The organism is Streptomyces sp. RLA131 (assembly GCF_056270125.1).
Window position 1 is genome coordinate 2,619,996 of the sequence record NZ_JBWDOQ010000002.1, and the last position, 24,536, is coordinate 2,644,531.

Annotated in this window: 19 protein-coding genes; 11 read left to right on the top strand and 8 right to left on the bottom strand. The window is 70.8% G+C overall.

The genetic code is table 11. The features are described from left to right. Positions 1–6 precede the first annotated feature (6 nt). Together RWE79_RS12930 and RWE79_RS12935 are read left to right on the top strand one after the other, a co-directional pair. Positions 7–1,557: a carboxylesterase/lipase family protein gene (locus RWE79_RS12930; RefSeq protein ID WP_475940212.1), complete on the top strand. Its 1,551-nt coding sequence runs from the start codon at positions 7–9 to the stop codon at positions 1,555–1,557. Positions 1,558–1,766: 209 nt separating this feature from the next. Beyond that, positions 1,767–3,491, top strand: a complete 1,725-nt coding sequence (locus RWE79_RS12935) for a dolichyl-phosphate-mannose--protein mannosyltransferase (protein ID WP_475940213.1) — start codon at positions 1,767–1,769, stop codon at positions 3,489–3,491. Positions 3,492–3,540: 49 nt separating this feature from the next. On the opposite strand, the gene RWE79_RS12940 is transcribed toward RWE79_RS12935, so the two are convergent. Together RWE79_RS12940 and RWE79_RS12945 are read right to left on the bottom strand one after the other, a co-directional pair. Beyond that, positions 3,541–4,338, bottom strand: a complete 798-nt coding sequence (locus RWE79_RS12940) for an SAM-dependent methyltransferase (RefSeq protein ID WP_475940214.1) — start codon at positions 4,336–4,338, stop codon at positions 3,541–3,543. Between the two features lie 620 nt (positions 4,339–4,958). After that, a complete protein-coding gene (locus tag RWE79_RS12945; RefSeq protein WP_475940215.1) occupies positions 4,959–5,948 on the bottom strand; it encodes a helix-turn-helix domain-containing protein in 990 nt (329 codons plus the stop codon). 110 nt (positions 5,949–6,058) lie between these two features. On the opposite strand from RWE79_RS12945, the gene RWE79_RS12950 reads away from it, so the two are divergent. Continuing rightward, positions 6,059–7,090, top strand: a complete 1,032-nt coding sequence (locus RWE79_RS12950; RefSeq protein ID WP_475940216.1) for a saccharopine dehydrogenase family protein — start codon at positions 6,059–6,061, stop codon at positions 7,088–7,090. 240 nt (positions 7,091–7,330) lie between these two features. On the opposite strand, the gene RWE79_RS12955 is transcribed toward RWE79_RS12950, so the two are convergent. Continuing rightward, positions 7,331–8,947 carry a serine/threonine-protein kinase gene (locus RWE79_RS12955; RefSeq protein ID WP_475940217.1) on the bottom strand — a complete coding sequence of 539 codons (1,617 nt, stop codon included), beginning with the start codon at positions 8,945–8,947 and terminating at the stop codon, positions 7,331–7,333. 672 nt (positions 8,948–9,619) lie between these two features. On the opposite strand from RWE79_RS12955, the gene RWE79_RS12960 reads away from it, so the two are divergent. From RWE79_RS12960 to RWE79_RS12970, 3 genes are all read left to right on the top strand, one after another. Then, complete coding sequence (locus RWE79_RS12960; RefSeq protein ID WP_475940218.1) at positions 9,620–10,810, top strand: DUF3500 domain-containing protein; 1,191 nt, start codon at positions 9,620–9,622, stop codon at positions 10,808–10,810. Beyond that, on the top strand, positions 10,807–12,225 hold the full coding sequence (locus RWE79_RS12965; RefSeq protein WP_475940219.1) for a HupE/UreJ family protein: 1,419 nt from the start codon (positions 10,807–10,809) through the stop codon (positions 12,223–12,225). The genes RWE79_RS12960 and RWE79_RS12965 overlap by 4 nt, the downstream gene beginning before the upstream one ends. Before the next feature lie 249 nt (positions 12,226–12,474). Further along, positions 12,475–13,386 (top strand): expansin EXLX1 family cellulose-binding protein, encoded by a 912-nt coding sequence (locus RWE79_RS12970; protein WP_475940220.1) that lies wholly within the window; start codon positions 12,475–12,477, stop codon positions 13,384–13,386. A gap of 160 nt (positions 13,387–13,546) precedes the next feature. On the opposite strand, the gene RWE79_RS12975 is transcribed toward RWE79_RS12970, so the two are convergent. The 5 genes from RWE79_RS12975 to RWE79_RS12995 all read right to left on the bottom strand — a co-directional run bounded on the left by RWE79_RS12975 (position 13,547) and on the right by RWE79_RS12995 (position 18,068). Then, positions 13,547–15,013: a tannase/feruloyl esterase family alpha/beta hydrolase gene (locus tag RWE79_RS12975; RefSeq protein WP_475940221.1), complete on the bottom strand. Its 1,467-nt coding sequence runs from the start codon at positions 15,011–15,013 to the stop codon at positions 13,547–13,549. Beyond that, complete coding sequence (locus RWE79_RS12980; RefSeq protein ID WP_475940222.1) at positions 15,010–15,291, bottom strand: hypothetical protein; 282 nt, start codon at positions 15,289–15,291, stop codon at positions 15,010–15,012. Before RWE79_RS12980 ends, RWE79_RS12975 begins: the two co-directional genes overlap by 4 nt. A 240-nt stretch (positions 15,292–15,531) precedes the next feature. Further along, a complete protein-coding gene (locus RWE79_RS12985) occupies positions 15,532–16,305 on the bottom strand; it encodes a nickel/cobalt transporter (RefSeq protein ID WP_475940223.1) in 774 nt (257 codons plus the stop codon). 182 nt (positions 16,306–16,487) lie between these two features. Further along, the gene (locus tag RWE79_RS12990) at positions 16,488–16,964 is read right to left on the bottom strand and encodes a hypothetical protein (RefSeq protein ID WP_475940224.1); all 477 of its coding nucleotides are present in this window, start codon (positions 16,962–16,964) and stop codon (positions 16,488–16,490) included. 3 nt (positions 16,965–16,967) lie between these two features. Continuing rightward, positions 16,968–18,068: a DUF3500 domain-containing protein gene (locus RWE79_RS12995; protein WP_475940225.1), complete on the bottom strand. Its 1,101-nt coding sequence runs from the start codon at positions 18,066–18,068 to the stop codon at positions 16,968–16,970. 329 nt (positions 18,069–18,397) lie between these two features. Here RWE79_RS12995 and RWE79_RS13000 point away from each other — a divergent pair, with 329 nt between their 5' ends. From RWE79_RS13000 to RWE79_RS13020, 5 genes are all read left to right on the top strand, one after another. After that, a complete protein-coding gene (locus RWE79_RS13000; protein WP_475940226.1) occupies positions 18,398–19,342 on the top strand; it encodes a DUF6282 family protein in 945 nt (314 codons plus the stop codon). Further along, positions 19,339–20,127 (top strand): ABC transporter ATP-binding protein, encoded by a 789-nt coding sequence (locus RWE79_RS13005; protein WP_475940227.1) that lies wholly within the window; start codon positions 19,339–19,341, stop codon positions 20,125–20,127. Before RWE79_RS13000 ends, RWE79_RS13005 begins: the two co-directional genes overlap by 4 nt. Beyond that, complete coding sequence (locus RWE79_RS13010) at positions 20,124–20,981, top strand: ABC transporter permease (protein ID WP_475940228.1); 858 nt, start codon at positions 20,124–20,126, stop codon at positions 20,979–20,981. Before RWE79_RS13005 ends, RWE79_RS13010 begins: the two co-directional genes overlap by 4 nt. Beyond that, on the top strand, positions 20,978–22,003 hold the full coding sequence (locus tag RWE79_RS13015) for an ABC transporter substrate-binding protein (protein ID WP_475940229.1): 1,026 nt from the start codon (positions 20,978–20,980) through the stop codon (positions 22,001–22,003). The genes RWE79_RS13010 and RWE79_RS13015 overlap by 4 nt, the downstream gene beginning before the upstream one ends. Before the next feature lie 193 nt (positions 22,004–22,196). Then, positions 22,197–24,380, top strand: coding sequence for an alpha-galactosidase (locus tag RWE79_RS13020; protein ID WP_475940230.1), 2,184 nt, complete (start codon positions 22,197–22,199; stop codon positions 24,378–24,380). Positions 24,381–24,536 lie beyond the last annotated feature (156 nt).

Consider the following 24,536-nt stretch of genomic DNA (forward strand, 5'->3'; position numbering starts at 1 on the left):
AGTCGAGTGTCTGAGCAGAGCACGGTCGAGGTCGAGACCGCCTACGGCCGGGTGTCGGGGCTGGTGAAGGACGGCATCGCCCGCTTCCTCGGCATGCCCTACGCACGTGCGCCGATCGGCGAGCTGCGCTTCGCGGCCCCCGTGGAGCCGCAGCCGTGGACGGGGGTGCGCACGGCACACGAGTGGGGTGCGACCGCGCCCAAGCCGCCCCTGGGCGGACGGCTGGGCGAGATCCTCTCCGATCCGAGCGTCGAGGGCGACGACTGGCTGAACCTCAACGTATGGACGCCCGACCCGGACGGATCTCCGCTGCCGGTGCTGGTGTGGATCCACGGCGGCGGGTTCACCACCGGTTCCTCCGCGGTGCCGGCCTACGACGGTGCCACCTTCGCCCGCGACGGCCTGGTGTGCGTCACCATCAACTACCGGCTCGGGGTGGACGGCTTCGGCTACATGCCCGACGCCCCGGCGCCGGCCAACCGCGGCCTGCTCGACCAGATCGCCGCTCTCACCTGGGTGCGCGAGAACATCGCCCGCTTCGGCGGCGACCCCGGCAATGTCACCGTGTGCGGGGAGTCGGCCGGCGCGATGAGCGTGCTGGCCCTGCTGTCGCGCGACGACGGCCTGTTCCACAAGGCGATCGTGCAGAGCGGCAACGCCCACATCGGCCAGACTCCCCAGGACGCCGCACTGATGATCGGCGCCGTGGCCGACCGCCTCGGCGTCGAGGCCACCGCCGAGGCGCTGGCCGGCGTCCAGATCGAGGAACTGGTCAAGGCGCAGAGCGACGTCAGCGCCGACGTCAGCACGACCGCGAACCCCACCACGTACGGGGCCAGCACCATCGCCTCCTGCGGCATGTCGTTCCTGCCGGTCATCGACGGAGACGTGCTGCCCCGGCTGCCGATCACCGCGATCGCCGACGGCGCCGGCAGCCGCGTCCCGCTGCTGATGGGCACCACCACCGAGGAGTTCCGGCTCTTCATCGTCACCAGCGCGCTGGTCTCGGTGCTCCTGCCCGGCCCGTTCAAGGAGCGCGTCAAGGCCTACGGCGCTCCCAACACCGCCTACGACGGCTACAAGGACAACGGCACCGCCGCCTACCCGCGCAACGCCCCCTCCGGCGTGGCCTCCGCGGTGCTGACCGACCGCATGTTCCGCATCCCCAGCTACCGGGTCGCCGAGGCCCGCACCGGCGGCGGCGCGGCGCCCACCTACCTGTACGAGTTCGGCTGGCGCTCCGCGGTCACCCCCAACGACGTCAACGTCCAGCTCGGCGCCTGCCACAGCCTCGATCTGCCCTTCGCCTGGGACACCCTGGCGCTGCCGGAGAACCGGAAGTTCACCGGCGCCAACCCGCCCCAGAATCTCGCCGACGCCCTCCACGGCGCCTGGGCCGACTTCGCCAGGACCGGCCAGGTGTCCTGGAAGAAGTACGACCTGGACGAGCGCCCGGTCATGACCTACCGCTACAACAACACCTCCGCCGACCAGGTCGTCAACGACCCCCGCAGTGGCGAACGCACCCTGTGGGACGGCCACCTCGACCCCAGCTGACCACCACCCGCACCCCGACCCCGGCCCCGGCACTCCTTGTGTGCCGGGGCCGGGGTCGTACGGGTGCGTTCGCGGCTCGCGCGGCTCAGCCGCGGTCGGTTCGACCGCGAAAAGCCCACCGTCAAAGCGCACGTCTCCCACACGCTGACCAGGCCGGTGTACCGCTCAGGAGGCATCTGAACGAACGAGCCACGAACTATGGTCATCCGATGACGAGTAGCAACACGGTGCGGGCCCAGGTCCTCGACGGCACCCGTCCGACGACGGAGCCCACGGCCTGGAGGCAACGGCTGCGCCGGTTCGGCTACGCCGGACGCCCCCGAACCGATATCCGCGAACGCCTGGTGCCGCCCTTCCCCGAGCCGGGGACCCGCGTCTGGGAACTCCTGGGCCTCAGCCCGGTCCTGGCGTACCGCGTCGCGAGGGCGACCGGCTGGCTGGGGCCGGTGCTCATCGCCGTCCTCGCCGGAGCGATCCGCTTCTGGCACCTCGGCCGGCCGCGGGCCGTCATCTTCGACGAGACCTACTACGCCAAGGACGCCTGGTCCATGCTGCGGCTCGGCTACGAGGGCACCTGGCCGGACCGCAAGATCGCCGACCCGCAGATCCTCGCGCACCCCCAGGTGGTCCCCCTCTCCGGCACCGGGCACTTTGTCGCGCACCCGCCACTGGGCAAGTGGGTGATCGCCGTCGGCGAGTGGATGTTCGGCCTCGACCCGTTCGGCTGGCGCTTCATGACGGCGGTGCTCGGGACGCTGTCGGTGCTGATGCTGTGCCGAATAGGACGGCGCCTGTTCCGGTCGACGGTGCTGGGCTGCCTGGCCGGAGCACTGATGGCGGTGGACGGTCTGCACTTCGTGATGAGCCGCTCCGCTCTGCTCGATCTCGTCGTCATGTTCTTCGTACTGGCGGCGTTCGGATGCCTGCTCCTCGACCGGGACGGTGCGCGGGCCCGGCTCGCGGCAGCCCTGCCGGTGGGCGGGGACGGCCGCGCGGGCCCGGACCAGGACACCGGCGACCACGCCGGAACGGGCGTACGTCCATGGCGGCTCGCGGCCGGCCTCTTCCTGGGACTGGCGGCCGCGAGCAAGTGGAACGGCCTGTACGTCCTGGCCTTCTTCATGATCCTCACCGTGCTGTGGGACGTCGGCTCCCGCCGCGTCGCGGGGGCACGCAGCCCGTTCCGGGCCGTGCTGCGCAAGGACCTCGGCCGGTCGGTGGTGTCCGTCGTTCCGGTGGCCGTGGTGACGTATCTGACGACCTGGACCGGCTGGTTCCTGTCCGACAACGGCTACGGGCGGCACTGGGCGGACGGCCGCGGCGGCCCCTGGTCGTGGATCCCGGCGCCTCTGCGCAGCCTGTGGCACTACGAGTACGGGGTCTACCGGTTCAATGTGGGACTGCACACCCCGCACCCGTACCAGTCCAACCCGTGGAGCTGGCCGGTCCTCGGCCGCCCGGTGGCGTTCTACTACGAGTCGCCGAAAGCCGGGCAGGCCGGCTGCCACGCGGCGGCCGGCTGCTCGCAGGAGGTCCTCGCCCTGGGCACGCCGCTGCTGTGGTGGTCGGCGTGCTGCGCGCTGGTGTATCTGCTCTACCGGTGGGCCCTGCGCCGCGACTGGCGCGCGGGCGCCGTCCTGTGTGCGGTGGGCGCCGGTTATCTGCCCTGGTTCCTGTACCAGGACCGTACGATCTTCTCCTTCTACGCGATCGTCCTCGTGCCGTATCTGTGCCTGGCCGTGGCGATGCTGGTGGGCGCGCTGCTGGGTCCGCCGGGCGCGGACGACAAGCGCCGCGCCCGGGGTGCGGTGGCCGCGGGCGTTCTCGTACTGCTCATCGCCTGGAACTTCGTCTACTTCTTCCCGGTCTACACCGGGCAGACGATCCCGTACTCGTCGTGGAACGCGAGGATGTGGCTCGACAGCTGGATCTGAACTCCGTATGTCCACCGCCTACGCGGTGGTGGCGCCGCCCTCCGGTGGTTCAGCCGGTCCTGCGGGCCACGCCCCCGTAGAAGCCGATCTCGCCGGACCGTGCCGGCGGCGGGGTGTCCGGACGCCAGAACGGGACCTGGGCCAGGCCGGGTTCGACCAGTTCGAAGCCGTCGAAGAACCGCTCGACCTCGGCGCGGGACCGCAGGTTCAGCGTGGCGGTGGCCTTGCTGTAGACCGCCTGGGCCGCCCTGCGATCAGCGAAGTCACCCGTGGCGTGCGAGAGCACCAGGAAGCTGCCGGGCGGCAGCACGTCGCGCAGGGTGGCGACGATCCGGCCGGGTTCCTCCGCGTCGGTGATGAAGTGGAGGACGGCGACGAGGAGCAGGGCGACCGGTTCGTCGAAGTCAATGACCCGGCGGACGTCGGGGTGATCCACGATGGCCCGCGGGTCGCGCAGGTCGGCGAGCACGACGCTGGTCGCGCCGGAGCGGCTGAGCAGCGCGTCGGCGTGCGCCTTCACGATCGGATCGTTGTCGACGTACGCGATGCGCACGTCAGGGGCCACCTCCTGCGCGGTCTCGTGCACGTTCGGCGAGGTGGGCAGCCCGGTGCCGACGTCGAGGATCTGACGGACGCCGCTGCTGACAGCGAAACGGACGGCGCGCCGCAGGAAGGCACGGTTGGCCCGCACACCGATCCGCACCTCGGGTGCCGCGGCGGCGAGTTGGTCGGCGGCCTGCTGGTCCACCTCGTAGTTGTCCTTGCCGCCCAGCAGGTAGTCGTAGATCCGCGCAGGGTGCGGCCTGCTGGTGTCCACCCTCCCGGTGCCGAAGCCGTCCTGAATCACGCCGCGCTCCCCTCGACGACCACCACGACCCCCTTGCCCGTGAGCCGCTGACGACAGCCTTCCATATCAACTGCCGCGCACAGAACGTCAGTTACCGGAGCCGTCGCCGCGAACCTCCTGGGACACCGGTTCCTGGCGAGGGCGCGCTGTGCACCACCCTCGCTTCCAGCGGCGGCTCGCAGTTGTGCCCGCAGCGGCCGCCCCGGCGAGATCACCCGATCCATCGTCCTGCCCGTCTCCTACGACCGGCCCGACGACACCCGCCACACCATCCGCGCGGCGCTCGACGGCGGGTTCAGCCACATCGTGCTCGGACTGGGCGCGCCCTACCCGGCCGAGGTCGCACGCCGGGTTGCCGGCACCTTCATCGGGCCCCTCTCCGACACCCCGACGTTCGTCTGACGAACCCGTCGCGAACAGGTCCGATCGTCACGACCGAGTCCGAGTCGTACAGGACGCGTCGGCACAGCCATGCCCAGCACCCCCCTGGGCCTCCCGATCGTACGAGTGACGGGAACCAACCCACCAACAACGTAAGGAGCTTCAGCAAGCCCGCGTGAGGAACGGGTCCGGCGCGACAGCGACCGGCCGCAGGGGGTGAACCGCCGCAGTGCTGCTGCTCATGGCTCTGGGACGTCGATGGTGTTGCCCGCGGTCGGCCGGGCCGGGCGGGTCCGTGAGCGGAAGGTGCGGCGGTAGGCGTCCGGAGGCACGCCGACCGTGCGGTTGAAGTGCCGGCGTAGCGTCGTGGCGGTGCCCATGCCGGCTGCGGCCGCGATGGTGTCGACGCTGTCGTCGGTGGTCTCCAGCAACTCCTGGGCGTGGCGTATCCGCTGGGTCAGCAGCCACTGCAGGGGGGTGGTGCCGGTCACCGATCCGAAGTGGCGGCCCAGGTTGCGCGAGCTCATCCGCGCCTGCCGGGCCAGGTCCTCCACGGTCAGCGGATGGTCCAGCCGTTCGATCACCCAGGGGAACAGTTCGGCGAGCGGGTGGTTGTCCGGGGCGGGTACCGGGGTGGTGACGAACTGGGCCTGGCCGCCGTCCCGGTGCGGCGGCACGACCAGGCGGCGGGCGACGGTGTTGGCGATCGACGAGCCGCGGTCGAGGCGGACCAGGTGCAGGCACAGGTCCATGGCGGCGGCTTTGCCGGCGGAGGTGAGAACGCTGCCGTTGTCCACGTAGAGGACGTCCGGGTCCACCTTCACCCGGGGGTATCGGGCGGCGAGGGCCCGGGTGTGCGCCCAGTGCGTGGTCGCGCGCCTCCCGTCCAGCAGGCCGGCGGCGGCCAGTACGAACGCGCCGGTGCAGAGGGAGGCCACGCGTGCGCCGGCATCGTGGGCCGCGCGCACCGCGTCGACCAGGTCGGCGGGTGGGGTCTGGTCGACGTCGGCCCAGCCCGGGACGATCACGGTGTCGGCGCGAGAGAGCTGGTCGAGGCCGTGGTCGGGCTCCAGCCGGAAGCGGCCGACCCGCACGGCGTCCGGCCCGCAGAGGGTGATGTCGTACCAGGGGACCGTAACGGCATCCGGGGCGGAGCCGAAGACCTCGTAGGCCAGGGCCAGTTCGAAGTGCAGCATCCCGTCGGTGACGGCCAGCGCGACAGTGTCCATGTCCGGAATTGTATGGGCCATGGCGTTCCGGACACTCGTGCGGAGCGCCGGCTCTCGCCAGGATGTTCGTAACGGATCACGGCAGAGCATGTGAGCACGGAGGAGAACCCATGGGGTCGGGGCAGGCAGTGGTGGTGTTCGGCGCGTACGGTCACACCGGACGTTTCGTGGTGGCACAGCTGCGGGAGCGCGGGTTCGTCCCGGTTCTTTCCGGCCGGGACGCCGACCAGCTGAAGGTACTGGCGGCGTCCCGGCCCGGACTGGACGTCCGCCCGGCGTCGGTCGACGTTCCGGCCTCGCTCGACCACGCGTTGGCCGGTGCGGCGGCTGTGATCAACTGCGCCGGGCCTTTCGCCACGACGGCCGCCCCCGTGATCGAGGCGGCCCTTCGCGCCGGGATCCCGTACGTGGACGTGGCGGCCGAGATCGAGGCCAACGTCGATACGTTCACGCACTTCACGGACCGCGCTCGCGCCGCAGGAGTGGTGATCGTCCCGGCGATGGCCTTCTACGGCGGCCTCGGCGACCTGCTGGCCACCGCCGCGATGGGCGACTGGACGGCCGCCGACGAGGCGCACATCGCGTACGGGCTGAGCAGTTGGCACCCCACCGCCGGGACGCGCGCGGCAGGCGCGATCTCCCGGGAGCGGCGGGGTGGCCGACGCGTCCGTTACACGAAGGGGCAGTTGGAGTACTCCCAGGACGCCCCGCCGACCCTCACGTGGCCCTTCCCCGACCCGATGGGCCCGCGGGCCGTCATCGGCGAGTACTCGATGGCTGACGTGGTCACCGTGCCCAGCCACCTCGCCGTCCCTGAGGTGCGCAGCTACATGACCGTCGAGGCGGCCAAGGACCTGTCGGCCCCGGACACACCGACGCCGAGTGCGGTCGACGAACGCGGGCGGTCCGCGCAGACCTTCCTCGTCGATGTCGTCGTGCGCTCCGGCGGCACCGAACGGCGAGCTGTGGCGAGGGGCCGGGACATCTACGCCGTCACCGCGCCGCTCGTGGTGGAAGCAGTCGACCGCATCCTCACGGGACGGACCAGGACGGTCGGTGTCGCCTCCGCCGGCGAGATCTTCGACGCGCCCGGCTTCCTCCGCGCGCTGTCCCCGCACATCTCCCTGGAACTGCGCCGCTAGCGGGCAGACCGCCCCGGCCGTCCCGCGTCGGCGGCCGCTGCGGTCAGGCCGCGGGTGGCGTGGCGTGGCGTCCGGCCGCGGCACGGCGACGACCACGGCCGCCGTCACCCGCACTCGCCCCGGTGCCGGCCCCGCCCCCCGACCCTTGCAAGGGCTCCGCGCCTTCCGCGGGCAGAGCACGCGGTGACGCCGACAGCGACGCGGCGGACTCCGGCACCGTGACGGTCGGTCCGGCCCGGTTCAGAGATCGTCCAGCTGGAGGTGATCCATCACCAGGTCGAATATCCGCCTGCCCTCGCCGGCCTGGACCGGCGAGGCAGGCGACTCCACCGTGAGCCAGTACCGCACGCCCTGGCCGCTGACGACCGCCATCTCGATCCGCTGGACCCGGTCCTTGGATCCGTCGTCGCTGTAGACGAACGCGCTGGTGAGCACCGCCGCGGATCTGCCCTGCACCGCGGTGTTCTTCACGGTCCCCGTGACGTCCCGCATCGTGGAGTCGGCTCCGTCCTTGTAGTACTCCAGCTGCCACTCGCACGCCTCCCGGCTGTCGCCCGTGAAGCCGGCGACGCGCTGCAGCTCGATGGAGAAGAGCTGGTCCGGGGCGGAGAACAGCACTTCCGTCTGGCCGTCCTTGTTCGAGTCCGGGTCCACGTTCCGCTTGTACTCCGCGGGAACCGCGAGCGACGCGTGCACCTGCCCGCTCTCGTCCTTCGTCGTCCAGCCCCGCGGGAGCCCGCCCCCGAACGGGTCCAGGATCGCGTACACCAGCACCAGTACCGCTGCCAGCGCGACAGCGCCGAGCCCGTACCGCGCCCGGCGGTTGGACCGAAGCCCGGTCAGGGCCCGGCGCGGCCAGGGCGCCGGACCGCCGTTGGCACCGCGCACGGCCTCCGTCGTCAACGGGGCGCGGCCCCCGGGATCCGGTTGGGCGACGTCGCGCAGCGCCTCGATGATCGCAGGCGCCCGCGGCCGCTCCCTGGGCTCCTTGCTCAGCAGTCCCGCGATGAGATCGGCCAGCGGGCCGGCATGGGCGGGCCGCTGCGGCTCGGCAAGGAGGATGGCCTGCATGGTCGACGGGGTGGTCTGGCGGCGGAACGGCGACATTCCCTCCACCGTCTGGTACAGCACCACACCCAGCGACCACAGGTCGGACTCCGGGCCGGGGCGCCGGCCCAACACCCGCTCGGGCGCGATGTATTCGAGCGAGCCGACAAAGGCGCCGGGCTCGGTGAGGCTCTCCTCGCCCTCGACCTGTGCGATGCCGAAATCCGTGAGCACGACCCGGTCGTGCCGCCCGAGCAGCACGTTCGCGGGCTTGACGTCCCGGTGCAGGATGCCTGCCTCGTGGGCCGCCGCCAGTGCGCCGACGACCGCGAGGCCGATCCGCACGGCCTCCTGCGGTGGCAGCGTGCCCTCCTCCAACACCTCGGCCAGCGAACGCCCGTGCACCAGCTCCATGACGATCCACGGTCGCCCGTCCTCGGTCACCACGTCGTGCACGGTGACGACCGACGGGTGGTCGATCCGGGCTGCCGCCCGCGCCTCGCGCTGCATCCGCAGATACACGGTGGTGCGCTCGGCTTCGCTCAACCGGTCCGGAACGCGGGGCTCCTTGATTGCCACATAGCGGTCCACGATCTCGTCGTGGGCCCGCCACACGGTGCCCATGCCACCGGATCCCAGCCGTTCCAGCAACCGGAAGCGACCGCCGACGAAGCGGCCGCTACCGGGCCCGGCAGCCTCCGCCGCCGGCGCCTCACCCCGTCCGTCTCCGGCTTCCCCACGAGGGGAAGGCAGGGGCGGCTGCAGCGCGTAGCTGGTCGGCTCGTCCCCAGGACCCCCATCGATCGCCATGAGCACATCATCTCAAGCGGTGCGGAGGGTGTCGCGCACCTTCCGGGCAACGGTCCGGCTCGTCGGCGACGACGACCTCGACGGCGCGCCGTCGCGGGCCCGTCGCTCGCCGAGGGCGGTGTCGGCCCTCACTCCGGGGGCGGGTGAGGCGGGTCTGCAGGTCGACGGACTCGTGCGGTTCCTCGGGCCGCACGGCGCCGCACCGGGTGGCGGCCCGTGCACGTCGTGGTCGGAGAGGGTCCAGGTGATGGCCGCTCCGGTCCGGCCACCACCTTGCGTGCCGGGCCGGAGCCCGGAGGTCCTGCAGACGGTGGAGAAGGTGCCGGGACGACGGTCCCTCTCGTGACGCGAGTCCGTCTCGGTTGCTGAAGCCTCGATGAAAGGAACCTGTCAACCACTTATGTACTTTTCCGCAATATGCGGCGTACGGCATCCAAATGGGACTCGCCCCGAGGCTCGCTCATTGAGCTGTAGACAATTTCGCTGATAGTTCTCTGCTCAATCGCGCGTGTCCTGGACGGTGCCGCCCGCCGAGTCGGCGCACCGTCCCCCACTCTTGCCTTGAGGGAGCTGTTCGTGAGCAAAGAGAGAACAAGTCGGGCGCGGAGCCGACGGACCTGGCGGAACATAGCCGGCCTGGCCGCCGGTGTGGTCCTCGTCGGTGGCGGATTCGTGGCAGCCAACGCCGCGACGACCACGGGCGACGCGAAGAAGGCGGCCGCGGGCGTCCACTACCCGGTCAACAAGAAGGCCTCCGGTGTCGCGGCCGTGGTCAGCGCCGCGAACACGTTTCTGAACACGCTGGACTCCGACCAGCAGGCGGAGACGCTGCTGGACCTCACCGAGGCGAACGCGACCGCCTGGTCGAACCTGCCGTGCGGCTCGTCCTGCCGGGTCGGCATCCAGACCGGCTCGCTGAGCGACGAGCAGCTGGCCGCCCTGAAGAACGTGCTGAAGGCGGCCCTGGGGACCGGCAAGGACACCGGCTACGAACACGTCCTGCAGACCCTCCTGGCCGACGACCAGCTGGCCTCGGCGCAGAGCTCCGGGTCCGGTTCCTCCGCGCCGTCGGGCAGTGCGTCGAGCGACCCCTCGGCCTCCGCCTCCGCCTCGGCCTCCGCCTCGGCCGACCCGAGCGCCACGGCCACCGACGCCCCGACGGGCACCCCGCCGTCCGGCGACCCCGGTGGCGGCGGCGCCGGTGGCGGGTACGGCAGTGGCATCTACTTCCTGGCGTTCCTCGGCACCCCGTCGGCGGACGGCACCTGGCAGCTGCACTTCGGCGGCCACCACCTCGCCGTGAACATCACCTACAAGGACGGCAAGGTGTCCGGTGCCAGCCCGTTCTTCACCGGCGTCGAGCCCTCCAGCTGGACCGCGGACGACGGCACCACGTACGAGCCGCTGGCCGATTTCCGCGACGGCATGCTCAAGCTGACCGGCAGCCTGAGCACGAAGCAGCTGGCCACGGCCAAGCTGTCCGAGTCGTTCAGCGACGTGCTGCTCGGCCCGGGCGAGGACGGCCAGTTCCCGGAGACCAAGGAGGGCATCAAGGCCAGCTCACTGTCACCCAAGCAGAAGACGCTGGTCCTGGAGGCGATCCACCCGTGGATCGCCGACGTGGACGACGCCACCGCCAAGCAGCTCATGAAGACGTACACGCGTGAGCTCGACCAGACCTACGTCGCCTACTCCGGCGGCACGGGTCTGGACACCCAGGGCGACTACGTCCGCATCGACGGCCCCAGCGTGTGGATCGAGTTCGTCTGCCAGAACGGCTTGGTCTACCAGGGCAAGGTCCACTACCACACCGTGTACCGGGACCACACCCGCGACTACGGCAGCGAGTTCTCCTTCTCATGACCCGACCGCGAAACTGGCTGACCACAGCACTGCGTCTGGTGGCCGGGGTCGCGATCGCGGTACCGGCGGCGCTCCTCGTAGGGGCGTCGCCGGCCGCCGCGCATCCGATGCCGCACTCGGTGGTGGAACTCGACGTGTACCAGACCCTGGTGAGTGCCCGTCTGGAACTGCCGGCCGACGACTTCTCCCGGGCCAGCGGGATAGATCTGGGCAACGCCACCCAGGCCACCCTGCCCGGGAAGGCCAAGGCCATCCGGACCTACCTCGGCAAGCACATCCGCCCGGCCACCACCCAGGGCAAGGCCTGGCAGGTCAGCATCGGCAGCCTGAGTCTCAGCAGCACCGAGCAGACCTCCACCGGCCCCTACCGCGAGCTGGTCGCCGAGGCCGTTCTCACCCCGCCGGCCGGCACCGACGTACGCCACTTCACGTTCGACTACGACGTCATCGTCCACCAGGTCATCACGCACACAGCGCTGGTGGCGGTACGTCAGGACTGGGCCGCCGGGCAGGTCGACGGCGAGCGCGCCACCCAGGTCGGCACCATCCGGATCAACACCAGGACCATGACCGTCCCGGCCCTGAAGGTAGACCTCGGCGACGGCAGCGCCTGGCGGGGTTTCCTCGCCATGGTGACGTTGGGCGGCGACCACATCCTCACCGGCACCGACCATCTGCTGTTCCTGCTGATCCTGCTCCTGCCCGCGCCGCTCGCGGCCACCAGGCGGCGCTGGGACGGCCTGGTCGGCGGCCGGTCCGCGCTCGGCCGGGTCGGCCTCATCACGTTCGCCTTCACCGCCGGGCACTCCGTCGCGCTGGCCGCCACCGCGCTCGGCCGTCTGGACATCCCCGCCTGGCCGGTCGAGGCGTTCATCGCCGCGAGCATCCTCGTCGGCGCGATCCACGCCATCCGGCCCCTCTTCCCGGGCAAGGAGGCGCTCGTGGCCGGGGTCTTCGGGCTCGGCCACGGCATGGCGTTCTCCTTCGTCCTGGCCGAGATGCATCTGTCCACCGGGCAGCTCGTGACCAGCCTCCTCGGCTTCAACCTCGGCATCGAGCTGGTCCAGCTCCTGCTGGTCTGCCTCGCCCTGCCCTCACTGCTGGTCCTCGCGCGCCTGCGTGTCCAGCCCGCGCTACGACTGGCCGGCGCCCTGCTCACCGGCACGGCGGCCCTCGGCTGGCTGGCCGACCGTCTCGGCCTGCCCAACCCGGTCGCCCGGGCGGCCGACAGGGCCGGATCCCACACCACGCTGATGCTGGCCGCCCTCACGGTGACCGCACTCGCCGCCGCCGCCTGGAGTCTGGCCACCCGCCGGAACCCACGGCCCGGACCGGCCGAGCCCTCCGCGGCGACAATGTGTGAGCCGTACGATCGGGACCAGTCGGCGGATACCGCCGAAGCGGCTGCGACGTAACGCCGTTGACCGGACCACTTCGCGGCTGTGCTTTCCGGCCCGGGTCTTCCCCTGCCGACGTCCGACGTCCCCTGCGGGAGCGTCGGGCGGCGCCTCCATCTCCGACGGCCGAAGCCCGGCCAAAACCGGCGGCAACCTTTCCGCCTCCAGCGGCTACTGAGGAGGGCAACACCGAATCGCTCTTTCGAACGGATGCACATGCTGGAAACAAGGCAGGCCGCGCTGCGTCGCAAGCGCAGGCGCAGGCTGATGACGGGCACTACCGCGGCGTTGATCGTCGCGGGTCTTCTGGCCTGGCTGGTCGTGGCCGTGCAACCCGGCAGCAAGACCGAGGCCGGCCGGGCCAGCGCCACGGCCACGCCCGTCGCCGCCTCCCAGAAGACGCGCCCGCCGGCATCGCCGGGGCAGAAGCCGTCCACCGCGTCCCCGTCCGCCGCCTCGCCGAGCGCCACGGCCTCCCCGACCGCCTCGAAGGCTTCCGCGACCCCGTCGAAGGGGGCGCGGTCATCGGCCGCCCCGCGGGAGGCTCCTGTCACGACATCCCTGGCCGGACGGATACGGCCCAAGGCCACCTACCAAGGGGTCGCCACTGTCTACAAGGCCGGGACCGGGGACGGCGCCTGCTCGTACGGTCCGAGCGCCGACATGATGATCGCGGCCATGAACACCACCGACTACGAGACGTCCAAGGCCTGCGGGGCGTACGTGCGCGTCCACGCGGCGAACGGCGCCTCCGTCACGGTCCGGATCACCAACGAATGCCCTCTGCCCTGTGCGCCCGGACAACTCGACCTCAGCGAACAGGCCTTCGCCAAACTGGTCCCGATCTCGACCGGCCGGATCGCGATCACCTGGAGCCTGTTGAGCCCCGGCACGTCGGGGACCGTCTCGATCCGCTACAAAACCGGATCCAGCCCCTACTGGTGCGGCATCCAGGCAATCGGCCACCGCAACCCGCTCGCCCGGCTGGAGATCCACACCAGCAGCGGCTGGAGCCAACTCGCCCGAACCGACTACAACTACTTCCTCTCCCCCAACGGCAGCGGGTGCGGCGGCGCGATCAGAATCACCGACATCTACGGAGAACGACTGACCATCAACGGGATCGCTCTGCGCCCGGAAGCCGTGCAGCCGACACGGGTGCAGTTCGCACAGCACTGACCCGCGCCCACCATGGCGCCCCTCCGAACGAAACGCCCGGAGGGGCGGCAGCAGCAGCCGGCTGATGGATCGGCGCGAGCACGGTCGTGCCCCTCGGGCACACCGCCGGGGTTTCAGCGGCTCCGCGATCCGGACCAGGACGCCGCAGGAGGGGACGGGCTCAGCTCTTTCCGGGCCGGGTCACCCACCGGCCGTCGACCCAGCCGCTGACGGTCTCGTAGCCGGAGCGGAACGAGCCGAGGTAGTCCACCTTCAGGTTCTGCTCGGCGGTGGACAGACGTGCCGTGTAGCTGTCGGCTTCATCCGCCGGGCCGCCGGTGGTGTTGACCGCGACGTACGGGTACGGATAGACGGGCCGTGAGGCGGTGACCTTGCCGCTGCTGTCGAGGTCCTGGCTGAGCAGGCTGCTCGGGGCGTCGCCCTCGGTGACCCAGTCGACGATCGCGGACAGCGCGTCGATGCTGTCCGGTCCCTGACCGCCCCCGCAGTGCGCCACGCCGGGGAGCAGGAACAGCCGGGCGAAGTCCTTGGTGGCGGCCTCGCCGCCCATCGCCTTCTCCACTGCCCGGTAGTAGGCCATGGAGGCGACGGAGGAGATGTTCGGGTCGGCCAGGCCGTGCCAGATGATCAGCTTGCCGCCGGCCGCCTTGAACGCGGACAGGTCCGGATCGGTGGCGTCCATCATCCCTTCGTTCAGCTTCATCAGCTTCTTGTAGTCGGCCGCGGTGAACTTCACGTCCTTCCACGACAGTTCGGGGTGGGCCTCGGGATAGAGCAGGTAGCGGACCCGCTCGTTGACGTTGGTCTGGTTCGTCGTCGAGCCGGTCGCGGTGGTCGGGACGGTGACGCCGGCCCAGTTCAGCTCGTTGCCACGCAACTGCCAGCCGGGATAGAGGAGTTCGCCGTGCTTGTCGCGCGGACCCGAGTACAGCTCGCGTACGGTGGTGACCTGGTGGGCGGTGAGGCAGAAGTCGGCGGCGGTGGAGGACTGGCCGCTCGCGCACGCGATGCCGCCCGGATCCCAGGTGCAGCTGAGCGGATCCTCGATGATGCCGTCGTCGGTGACGCCGCAGCCCTTGAGCACGGCGGCATGCAGCGGTGACAGGTCGGCCGTGGTGAGCGTGGCCTCGCCGTCGTCTCCGGCGAAGACGGCGTGAGCGTTCCAGGCGTGCTGGAAGGTGTGCGCGGTCCAGTTGTTCGCGGGGGCGCCCGCGACGATGCCGTCGAAGTCGGTGGGGTAGCGCTGGGCCTCGGTGAGCGCCTCGTGGCCGCCCTGCGAGCAGCCGTCGTAGTAGGCGCGGGTGGCGGACTGCCCGTAGAAGCGTTTGACGATGTCCTTCGCCGCCACGGCGAGTTGATGCTCGGACCTGTAGCCGAAGTCAGCCTTCAGTGTCGGGTCGGTGGCGAACAGGCCGGAGCTCATGCTGGTTCCGTAGTGGCCCTGGTTGTCCGTGGCGACGGCGAAGGCACCGCTGGTCAGCGGGGCGCAGCCGGTGGCGGCCGGGGCGCTGCCGGTTGTCACCACGCCGCAGTTGCCGCCGCAGCCGACCTGGAGGTAGTTGCCCTGCCAGGTCGTCATCGGCAGGCGCAGGTCGAACTGGAGCTGCGGGGCGATGAGGCCCTTCACCTCGCACGCGGCCCAGTGCCCGAGGTGTTGTCGCCGGCGGCCAGGACGGTCGCCGAGGCGATCTGCGTCGGTGCCCCGGAGATACCGTTCAGGTCGAGCTTCGCGATGGCGGCGCAGTCCATGACGGGGGCGGTGCTCACAGTGGCGGCGGCGTCGGCGGTGCCCGCCTCGGCGGGACCTCCGGTCAGTATCAGGCCTGTGCCGATGACCAGGGCGAGCGCCGCCGCCAGCGATGCGGCTGTGCGCCGGCCTCGTTGACGCGGGATACGTGGTTTCACAGGGTCTCCCAATGATCCGTGGCTCCCGCCGGGGTGTGGCAGGGAGTGAAGCAGCGTCTGGCGAGCGGCAGAAGTCCGCAGTCCCTGTGAACCGGGGTGCGGACGCCCACCGGCCCGTCAGGAGTGCCCCAATACCGCGCCACGTCCGATGAATCCGCTGGTGGAGGCGGCTCCCGCGAGCGGGAATCCGTCCGTCGTGCGCCGCCGGTGACGAGCCATGGCCGTCCGGGATACGAGCCATCACCCCGCCAGCCCGCCCACCCCGTTGACCGCGACGGTCAGACCGAGCGCGGTGACGACGGCCGCGGAGACCACCGGCAGCCATCGCAGGACGGGGCTGCTTCCGGGGCGGCGGAAGCGTTCCAGGCCGGTGCGGGCGCTCACCAGGATCAGTCCGAGGCCGACGAGGACACCGGCCAGGCCGACGCTGAAGGAGACGATCATGGTCAGGCCCAGGGCGGTACGGCCCAGACCGATGGCCAGCAGCAGGACGGTCAGCGCCTCGGGGCACGGGATGATCCCGCCGGAGACCCCCATGGTGGCGATGGCTCGGAACGTGGTGGGCATGACGGGCGGGTGATGGTGGAGCGCGCCATGGCCGTGATCGTGGGTGTGGGGGTGCGTGTGCTCGTGGTGGTGTCCATGGTCGGGTCCGTCCCCGTCGCGTTGCAGCCATCTCCGCCGCAGCAGCCTCGCACCCAGGACCAGCACCACCCCGCCGCTGGCGGTCTCCAGCACCGGCACCGGCACCAGCACCTCCGGCATGACGAACTGCCCCGCGAACAGCACCGCCGCGCCGAGGGCGATCACCGAGGCGGTGTGGGTGACGGTGATGACGGCGCCGAGGACCACCGCCTGCCTGGGCGTGCTGTGGGCGCCGACCAGGTAGGCGGCGAGCAGGGCCTTTCCGTGCCCCGGGGTCAGGGCGTGGAACGCGCCGAGCAGGGCGCAGGTGCCGATGAGCACCAGCAGGGCCCAGGGAGTGGACAACGGGGAGTGGAGGGCGTCGAGCATGGCGCCTCCGCTCGACTCCGTCCGTTCCGTCCGTTCCGTCCGTTCCGTCCGTTCCGTCTGTCCGGATGGGCGCGGTGAACTCGAAGCCGACACGCCGGCGGAGGGCGGCGCGAACGTGATCGCGCGCCCCTCGTCGGCCCGTTCGACGTTCGCCGGCGCCGCCGAGGCGCCGTTCGCCACCATCACGTTCGCCTGCACTCTGGTCCCGAAGTACCCGGCGGGTCGTATGCGTTGGTGAACGTGACGCTACGACTGCCGGACGGCAGGTCGGCGGTCAGGTCGAGCGTGACGGCGCCGGCGGCCGAGGCGAGCAGCGGGTAGTCGGCGTAGGTGCTCCTGGTGAGCGTCAGCGGGATGTCGCGCCCGTCAGCCCGCAGCTTGAGTGCGGACGTCACGCGCTCGGCGTGCGCGGCCGTCTCGTCGGTGTCGAGCTGCCGGTCGCCGTCGGTGTCGAGTGCTTTGGCGAAGGCGGGCGCCACCAACACGCCCGGGGTGATGACGAGTTGGATGCCGAGCTCGGATCCGTCGGGGGTCAGGTACGTCTGCTGCACGACCTCGTCGGTGGGGTGGGCCTGGGCCGGTGCGGCCAGGAGGCCCGACCCGGCGGCGGCCAGCACAAGTGCGGCCGTCCACCGGGCCAGGCGGCGTTTGAGGATCACGGATCAGTCCTCGGCGCCGTAGTCGTTGCCGGTCTCGCGGTAGATGGCGTGGATGTGGCTGGTGCCGCCCATCTTCCGCTGGTGGGCGAACTCGATGGTGAAGTCGGGGCTCTGGACGCGGTAGTAGATCGGCTGGTCACTCGACGTGGATCCGGACCAGGCGAAGTAGGTCGAGTCGAGGTTCTCCTCGGCCGACTCCAGTTTCGACGCGGACTGCTCGTCGTTGAGCGGGCTGATCCACTCCGTGATCAGGTCGAGCAGCAGCCCTTTCTGCTCGTCGGTGAAGGTGGACGCCTGGACGCCCTCGTAGGCCAGGGTCTTCCCGTCCTGTCCCGCCCCCAGGATGATCTCCGTGACCGCGGTGTCCAGAATCGCCGCGTCGAGCTGGTCGTCGTCCAGCGACTGCACTACGGCGAACGCCTTGTCGGTCTCGCCGCCGAGCGGTTCGTAGCTCACCCCGTTCAGGGTGTACGTGGCCGGCTGGACGCCGAAGAGGGTCGGCGCGAGGGTCATGGTGTCACCGGTCAGCGTGACGTTGACGGCGAGGTGGTGACCGCCGTACTGGACCGTCCACTGCCCGCTGGAGGACGGGGTGCCGAGGATCCGGATCCAGTAGTGGTCCGATCCGTAGTCGTCGCTGCCGGTGGTGGTGTGCAGGACGCCGTCGGCCGTGGTGATGCCGGTGACCTGCTCGTAGCCGTCGTCGCTGAGCGCCGCCCGCAGGATGGCGAGGACCGCTGCCTGCTGGGTGGAGGTCAGTGCGTCCATGCGCAGCCCGGCGCGGGTGTACAACCCGTCGGGCAGGTTCGACCACTGCGAGAGGTTGGACTGGGTGCGGGACGCCTGGACGGCCGACTTCTGGGAGGTGCTCAGGGTGGCCAGGAACGCGTTGACCGCGGTGAGGGTCTCCGAGGCCGCTGTGGCGTCCGCGGAGTAGGCGACCGTGGCGACGTCGCCGCCGGCGACGGACACGGCTCCGGCGTTGCCGGAGGTGAGAGCGGTCGCGAGCAGGACCGCGGCGGCCGCTCCGATCGCGATGCGGGTGATGCTCCGGGCGGGGTGGACCCGGGCGGAGTCGTTGCGGGGCGGTGACACCAGTAACACGAGGCCTCCTGAGCGGGGGGGACGGCGTGGCCGGACGCGGACACACCGATGGAGGTGAGCCGGCTTCGGGACGCCGGGTTCAAGGAAGCATGAGATCCGTCAACCATCTTGTTAACAAAGTGAGTTGACACGTTTCGCATGAAACTCACAGCAGGGCGCACTCACAGCAGGGCGCCCATACGCCCGGCACTCCCGCCGGAGGGTCGGCCGAACCCTTCCGCGCGGAAGAGGTCACCCGCTCTCCGCGTCTTCGTTCCGCGCAACCCATTGACACACCCCTTCCGATTGTCAACAATCTGGGCCATTAAATGGGCAACAGGGAGGCGGCCATGACCGACCGACCAGCCACACATCACCCGACGCCGTCGGATCACGCCCGCGCACTTGTCGCGGGGGCTTACGACATCCATCTGCACATCGCACCCGACCTGATGAAACGCCGCGTCGACGATCTGACCCTCGCGTCCCGCTTCGTCGAGGTCGGCCTCGCCGGATTCGTACTCAAGTCGCACTACGTCCCCACGACGGAACGGGCCGAGGTGGTGCGTAACGCCGTGCCCGGCTTCGGCGCGGTCGGGGCGATCACCCTGAACGCCTCGGTGGGCGGCATGAACCCGATCGCCGTGGAGATCGCCGGTCGCGGCGGCGCACAGTTCGTATGGCTGCCGACCGTGGACAGCTCCAACGAACGGGCCTGCACGGCGGCCGCTCCGGAAGGCGCGAACCCGCCCATGTGGGTTCAGCTCCAGAACGAACTGCGGGCCGCCGGCATGGCGGCCGACCCGGTGGAGGTGGTCGGGTCGGACGGCACGGCCCTGGAGACCACCCGCCAGGTACTCAGGGTGATCGCGGCCCACGACATGACGCTCGCCACCGGGCATCTCAGCTCCCACGAGATCGCCGTCGTCGTGGACGCCGCGGTCCAGGAGGGCGTACGCCGGATCGTGGTCACCCATCCGGAGTTCACCTCCCAGCGGGTGGGCGTGGAACGTCAGCGCGCACTCGCCGCCCGGGGCGCCCTGCTCGAACGCTGCTTCACCACCCCGTACACCGGGAAGGTCTCCTGGGATCTGTGGCTGGAGAACATCAGGGCGGTCGGCCCTGAGCACTCCGTGCTCTCCAGCGATCTCGGACAGCCCTTCAACCCTCCGGTGGAGGACGGCCTGGCTCTGCTCGCCGACCGGTTACTCGGCGCGGGCTTCACCGAGCAGGAGATACGGACCATGGCCGTGGACAACACCCGGCGGCTCGCGGGGGCGGTGAAGGACCGATGAGCGCCCGCCGGACGCCGACCGCCGGGAACACCGTCCTGGAAGTCCGCGGGCTGACCAAGCAGTTCGTCAAGGACGACCTGGGGATCGTGGCGTTACGCGATCTGAGTCTCGGCATCGAGGAGGGCTGCTTCGTCACCGTTCTCGGCCGGAGCGGCTGTGGCAAGTCGACCATGCTGAACCTGATGTCCGGGCTCACCTCCCCCACCTCGGGCGTCGTCACGCTCCGCGACGAGCCCGTGGCCGGTCCGCGTACCGAGGTCGGCTACATGACCCAGTCCGACACCCTCATGCCATGGCGCGACGTCCGCCGCAACGTCGAGATGCCGATGGAGATCAGGGGCGTACAGGCGAAGGTCCGCCGGGAACGCGCGAGCGACCTCATCGAGCGGGTCGGCCTCACCGGCTTCGAACGCCACTACCCGCGCGAACTGTCCGGCGGTATGCGGCGCCGGGCGAGCCTCGCCCGGATGCTCGCCGGCGACCCGGAGGTCCTGCTGCTCGACGAGCCGTTCGGCGCACTCGACGCGCAGCTCCGATCCGCGCTGCAGGCCGAGTTGCTGCGGCTGTGGCAGGGCAGCGGGCAGACCGTGGTGTTCGTGACGCACGACATCGAGGAGGCGTTGCTGCTCGGGGACCGGGTCGTGGTGCTCGGCCGGGTGGGACGGGTGGTCGTGGACAGGGCGATCGACCTGCCCAGGCCGCGTGACGCGGACGAGCTGCGGGTGGACCCGCACTTCGTCGGCCTCCACAGGGAAATGACCGCGGCGCTGAGGGAGGCGCGATGAGCACGCCGGAGGAGGAACCGGCGAGCGTCGAGCCGCCCACGAGTCAGGCGGTCACCATCGCGTTGAACCGCGGACGGTGGGCCAGGCACGGCGGCAAAGTGGTCATCTGGATCGGCCGTCTGGTCTTCGTCGTGGTGCTGCTGGTCGCCTGGGAGCTGTGCGCCGGCCGCCTCTTCGACATCACCTTCACCAGCCGACCGCCCGACGTCGTGCACCGGCTGATCGAATGGCACCGGGACGGCATCCTCTGGTCCAACACCTGGGTCACCCTCCAGGAGGTCATCCTCGGGTTCGCACTCGGCGCCGGGTCCGGCGCGGTCACGGGGTTCGTTCTCGCTTCCCTGCCGACCTTCTACCGGGTCGTCGACCCGTTCGTCGTGGCGCTCTACTCCTTGCCGAAGGTGGCACTCGCACCGTTGTTCATCGTCTGGTTCGGCATCGGTATCCAGATGAAGGTGCTGCTCGCCGCCGTCACCGTGTTCTTCCTGGTCTTCCTCAACACCGCCGTGGGCGTACGTGAGGTCGACCGGGGACTGATCGACGCGGTACGGCTGATGGGGGGCCGTCGCCGTGAAGTCGTATGGAAGGTCGTCCTTCCCGCTTCGATGACCGGTCTGCTCACCGGTCTCAAGGTCGCCGTCCCGTACTCGCTGATCGGCGCGGTGATCGGTGAACTGGTCGCGTCCAACCGGGGACTGGGCTACCTGATCAGCGACGCGGCGGCCAACTTCGACACAGCGGGCGTCTTCGCGACGCTCGTCGTACTCGGGACGATCGCCGCGATCCTGAACCTGATCGTCGGCCTGGTCGACCGCAGAGCCAACCGCTGGAAGCCTCTGGAGGTCCGGAAATGAACCGTCGGCAACTCGTCAAGAGCATGTTCGCGACCGGCGTGGTCACCCTGGCCGGCGCCGGCTGCGCCGGGTCCGGCGCCAAGACGCAGGTCGGCGAGGTGGCAGTGGGGCAGGTCAGCACATCGATCGCGTTCTTCCCGATGTTCATCGCGACCAGGAAAAACTACTTCAAGAAGGAGGGCGTCACCTTCGGGGACCCGCCGATACTCGGCAGCGGCTCCAAGGTCTCGGCCGCGTTGAAGTCCGGGAGCATCGAGCTCGCCGGTTCGGTGATGACCGACGTCTTCAAGCTGTCGGCGCTCGACGGCAACATCCGCCTCGTCGCCAACATGGTCGACAAGTACTACATCGACATCGTCACCGGCACGAAGTTCAGGGGCGCCTCGGCCGACGCCACGCTGGACAAGCGGATCGAGTCCCTGCGCGGCAGGAAGATCGGCATCACCGGGCCGGGCAGCGGCACCGAGGCACTGGTCATCTACCTCTTCACCAAGGGCGGGATGGATCCGAAGAAGGACGCCGAACTGGTCAACCTCGGCAGCGAGCCCGCCGCGGCGCTCGGGGCGCTCAAGAACGGCAACGTCGACGCCCTGTCCTTCGCCCAGCCGCTCGCCCAGCAGGCGGAAGGGACCGGGGTCGGTACCACCTACATCTCCCCGGCCCGAGGCGACATCCCCGGCCTGGTCAACGTGTCCCACGGCGTCATCTTCACCACGCAGGGCATCCTGAAGAAGAAGGCCGACGAGATCGCCGCCTTCCAGAGAGCGCTCCTACGGGCGAAAAAGGACATCCACGGCGGCGACACCGCGGAGCTCAGGAAACTGCTCGCCGAATACCGCAGCGGAATGCCCGACGCGACACTGGACGCGCTGCTCCCGCAACTGAAGGACGAGATCCCGGCGACCAACGGCTTCAAGCGCTCCTCCTTCGACGCCGCGGTCGCGTTCCACACCTTCTCCGGCCTCATCGACAAGAACCCCGACTACGACCAGCTGGTCCCGGCGAACCTGCGCGAGACGTGAACGCGGACATCGTGGTCCGCCGCGCCCTCCAGCCACCCCCCGGCGTGAAGGAGCTGCCATCGGCGCGATACTCACCAAAGGGGCGACCGCGAGACCTTCCCTCTCCCGGCCGGCCCCGGCCCCTCCCGCACGGTGACGCCCATGTCACCGCCCGCCCTCCGTCCCTCCCCGAGCCAGCGAAACGGAACCCACCATGAACGGCGCGCCCTCCCACCGCCCCGCACTGTCCACGGGCCCCGATCCCACCGACGGCGTCGTACACCTGACGGCCGCCGGAGTGAGCCTGGTCCTGGACCTCCGCGGCCCCGGACTCCCCGCCGTCCTGCACTGGGGGGGCGCTCTGGGGAATCTGCCGTCGGAGGAACTGCTCGCCCTGGACCGCGTGGCGACCATGCCCGAAGTCGTCGTCGGCGTCTTCGGGCCGGTCCCCCGCCCGGGCCTGCTGGCCGAGCACGGCGCGGGGTGGCACGGCACCCCCGGACTGACCGGGCACCACCAGGGCCGCGACTGGTCACCGCTGTTCGCCCCCGAGTCGGTCGACGTCGAGGGCGGCACGGTGCGGATCCGGGCGGCCGATCCCGCTGCCCGGCTGGAGCTGGTGCTGGAGGTGGAGCTGACGGAGTCGGGGCTCGTACGGCTGCGAGCGACGGTGCGCAACAACCACCCCGACCTCCCCTACAGCCTGGACGCCCTGCTGCCGTCGCTGCCCGTGCCGGGAACGGCGACGGAACTGTTCGATCTCACGGGGCGCTGGTGCCGGGAGCGTTCCCCGCAGCGGCAGCCGTTCACCGTCGGCGCGCGGCTGCGCGAGGCGCGGCGGGGGCGCACCGGCCACGACGCGTCCCTGCTGCTGGCCGCCGGGACCGACGGGTTCGGCTTCGGCTCCGGTGAGGTGTGGGCGCTGCACCTGGCCTGGAGCGGGAACCACCGGCTGCTGGCGGAGCGGCTGGCGACCGGCCAGGCGGTGCTGGCGGCCGGCGAACTGCTGCTGCCCGGTGAGATCGCGCTCGCGCCGGACGAGTCGTACACGAGCCCCTGGGTGTACGGCTCGTACAGCGATCAGGGCCTGGACGGGGTCTCCGCGCGCTTCCACGACGACCTGCGGGCGCGGCCGGCCCACCCCCGCGAGCCGCGGCCCGTGGTCCTCAACACCTGGGAGGCCGTCTACTTCGACCACGACCTGGCGAAGCTGACCGAGCTGGCCGACCTGGCGGCCGAGGCCGGCGTGGAGCGGTTCGTGCTGGACGACGGCTGGTTCCGGCACCGGCGTCACGACCGGGCCGGACTCGGTGACTGGTACGTGGACGAGACGGTCTGGCCCAAGGGCCTGCACCCACTGGTCGGCCACGTCCGCGGGCTCGGCATGGAGTTCGGGCTGTGGGTGGAGCCGGAGATGATCAACCCGGACTCCGACCTGGCCCGTGCACACCCGGAGTGGATCCTGGCCACCGGCGGCCGCAGGCCGGCCGACATCCGCTTCCAGCAGGTGCTGGACCTCACCCACTCCGGCGCCTACGACCACATCCTCGAGCGCCTGGACGCCCTGGTCGGCGAGTACGGCGTCGGCTACCTGAAGTGGGACCACAACCGGGACCTGATCGACGCCGGCCACCACCCGGGCGGCGAGCCGGCCGTGCACCGCCAGACCCTCGCCGTCTACGCCCTCATGGACGAGCTGCGCCGACGCCACCCGGGCCTGGAAATCGAGTCCTGCGCCAGCGGCGGCGGACGGGTCGACCTCGGCATCCTGGAGCGTACCGACCGAGTGTGGGCCAGCGACTGCATCGACGCCCTGGAACGGCAGGCCATCAACCGCTGGACCGGTCTCCTGCTGCCCCCCGAACTCGTCGGCTCCCACATCGGAGCCGACCGCTCCCACACCACCAGCCGCACCCACGACCTGGCCTTCCGTGCCGGTACCGCGCTCTTCCAGCACTTCGGCATCGAGTGGGACCTCACCGTCAAGACCCCCGCCGAACGGGCCGAACTGGCCCGCTGGGTCGCCCTGTACAAGCGACTGCGCGGTCTGCTGCACAGCGGCCGGGTGGTGCGGATCGACCACCCGGACCCGGCGCTGTGGGCGCACGGCGTCGTCGCCCACGACCGGTCCGAAGCCGTGTTCTCCCTGACCGCCGTGGCCACCCCGGTCACCTCCCTGCCCGGCACCGTACGGCTGCGCGGGCTGGACCCCGACACCGTCTACCGCCTGCGGCCGCTGCCGCCCGGCGACACGGCTCCCGGCATGGACCGGGGCCGCCCGGCATGGATGACCCCGCAGGGTGTCACCGTGCGCGGCAGCGTGCTGGAGCGGGTGGGAATCCAGGCGCCGAACCTCCACCCGGAGCAGCTCGTCCTCCTGCACCTGACGAAGGCCTGAGACGCCCCTGTCGTCCGCGACTCCGCGACTCCGCGACTCCGCGACTCCGCGACTCCGCGACTCCGCGCGGACGGTTCGGCGGGCGCCACGACGGACTCCGGCCTCCTTGCGGAACACCGCCCGTCCACGACGCGACGGCCTCGTGGACGGGCGGGC

Excerpts from the sequence above, each read along its gene's own strand:
- RWE79_RS12935 (WP_475940213.1), top strand. The coding sequence starts at position 1,767 with ATGACGAGTAGCAACACGGTGCGGGCCCAGGTCCTCGACGGCACCCGT.
- RWE79_RS12945 (WP_475940215.1), bottom strand. The coding sequence starts at position 5,948 with ATGGACACTGTCGCGCTGGCCGTCACCGACGGGATGCTGCACTTCGAA.
- RWE79_RS12950 (WP_475940216.1), top strand. The coding sequence starts at position 6,059 with ATGGGGTCGGGGCAGGCAGTGGTGGTGTTCGGCGCGTACGGTCACACC.
- RWE79_RS12955 (WP_475940217.1), bottom strand. The coding sequence starts at position 8,947 with ATGGCGATCGATGGGGGTCCTGGGGACGAGCCGACCAGCTACGCGCTG.
- RWE79_RS12965 (WP_475940219.1), top strand. The coding sequence starts at position 10,807 with ATGACCCGACCGCGAAACTGGCTGACCACAGCACTGCGTCTGGTGGCC.
- RWE79_RS12970 (WP_475940220.1), top strand. The coding sequence starts at position 12,475 with ATGACGGGCACTACCGCGGCGTTGATCGTCGCGGGTCTTCTGGCCTGG.
- RWE79_RS12985 (WP_475940223.1), bottom strand. The coding sequence starts at position 16,305 with ATGCTCGACGCCCTCCACTCCCCGTTGTCCACTCCCTGGGCCCTGCTG.
- RWE79_RS13000 (WP_475940226.1), top strand. The coding sequence starts at position 18,398 with ATGACCGACCGACCAGCCACACATCACCCGACGCCGTCGGATCACGCC.
- RWE79_RS13005 (WP_475940227.1), top strand. The coding sequence starts at position 19,339 with ATGAGCGCCCGCCGGACGCCGACCGCCGGGAACACCGTCCTGGAAGTC.
- RWE79_RS13010 (WP_475940228.1), top strand. The coding sequence starts at position 20,124 with ATGAGCACGCCGGAGGAGGAACCGGCGAGCGTCGAGCCGCCCACGAGT.
- RWE79_RS13015 (WP_475940229.1), top strand. The coding sequence starts at position 20,978 with ATGAACCGTCGGCAACTCGTCAAGAGCATGTTCGCGACCGGCGTGGTC.
- RWE79_RS13020 (WP_475940230.1), top strand. The coding sequence starts at position 22,197 with ATGAACGGCGCGCCCTCCCACCGCCCCGCACTGTCCACGGGCCCCGAT.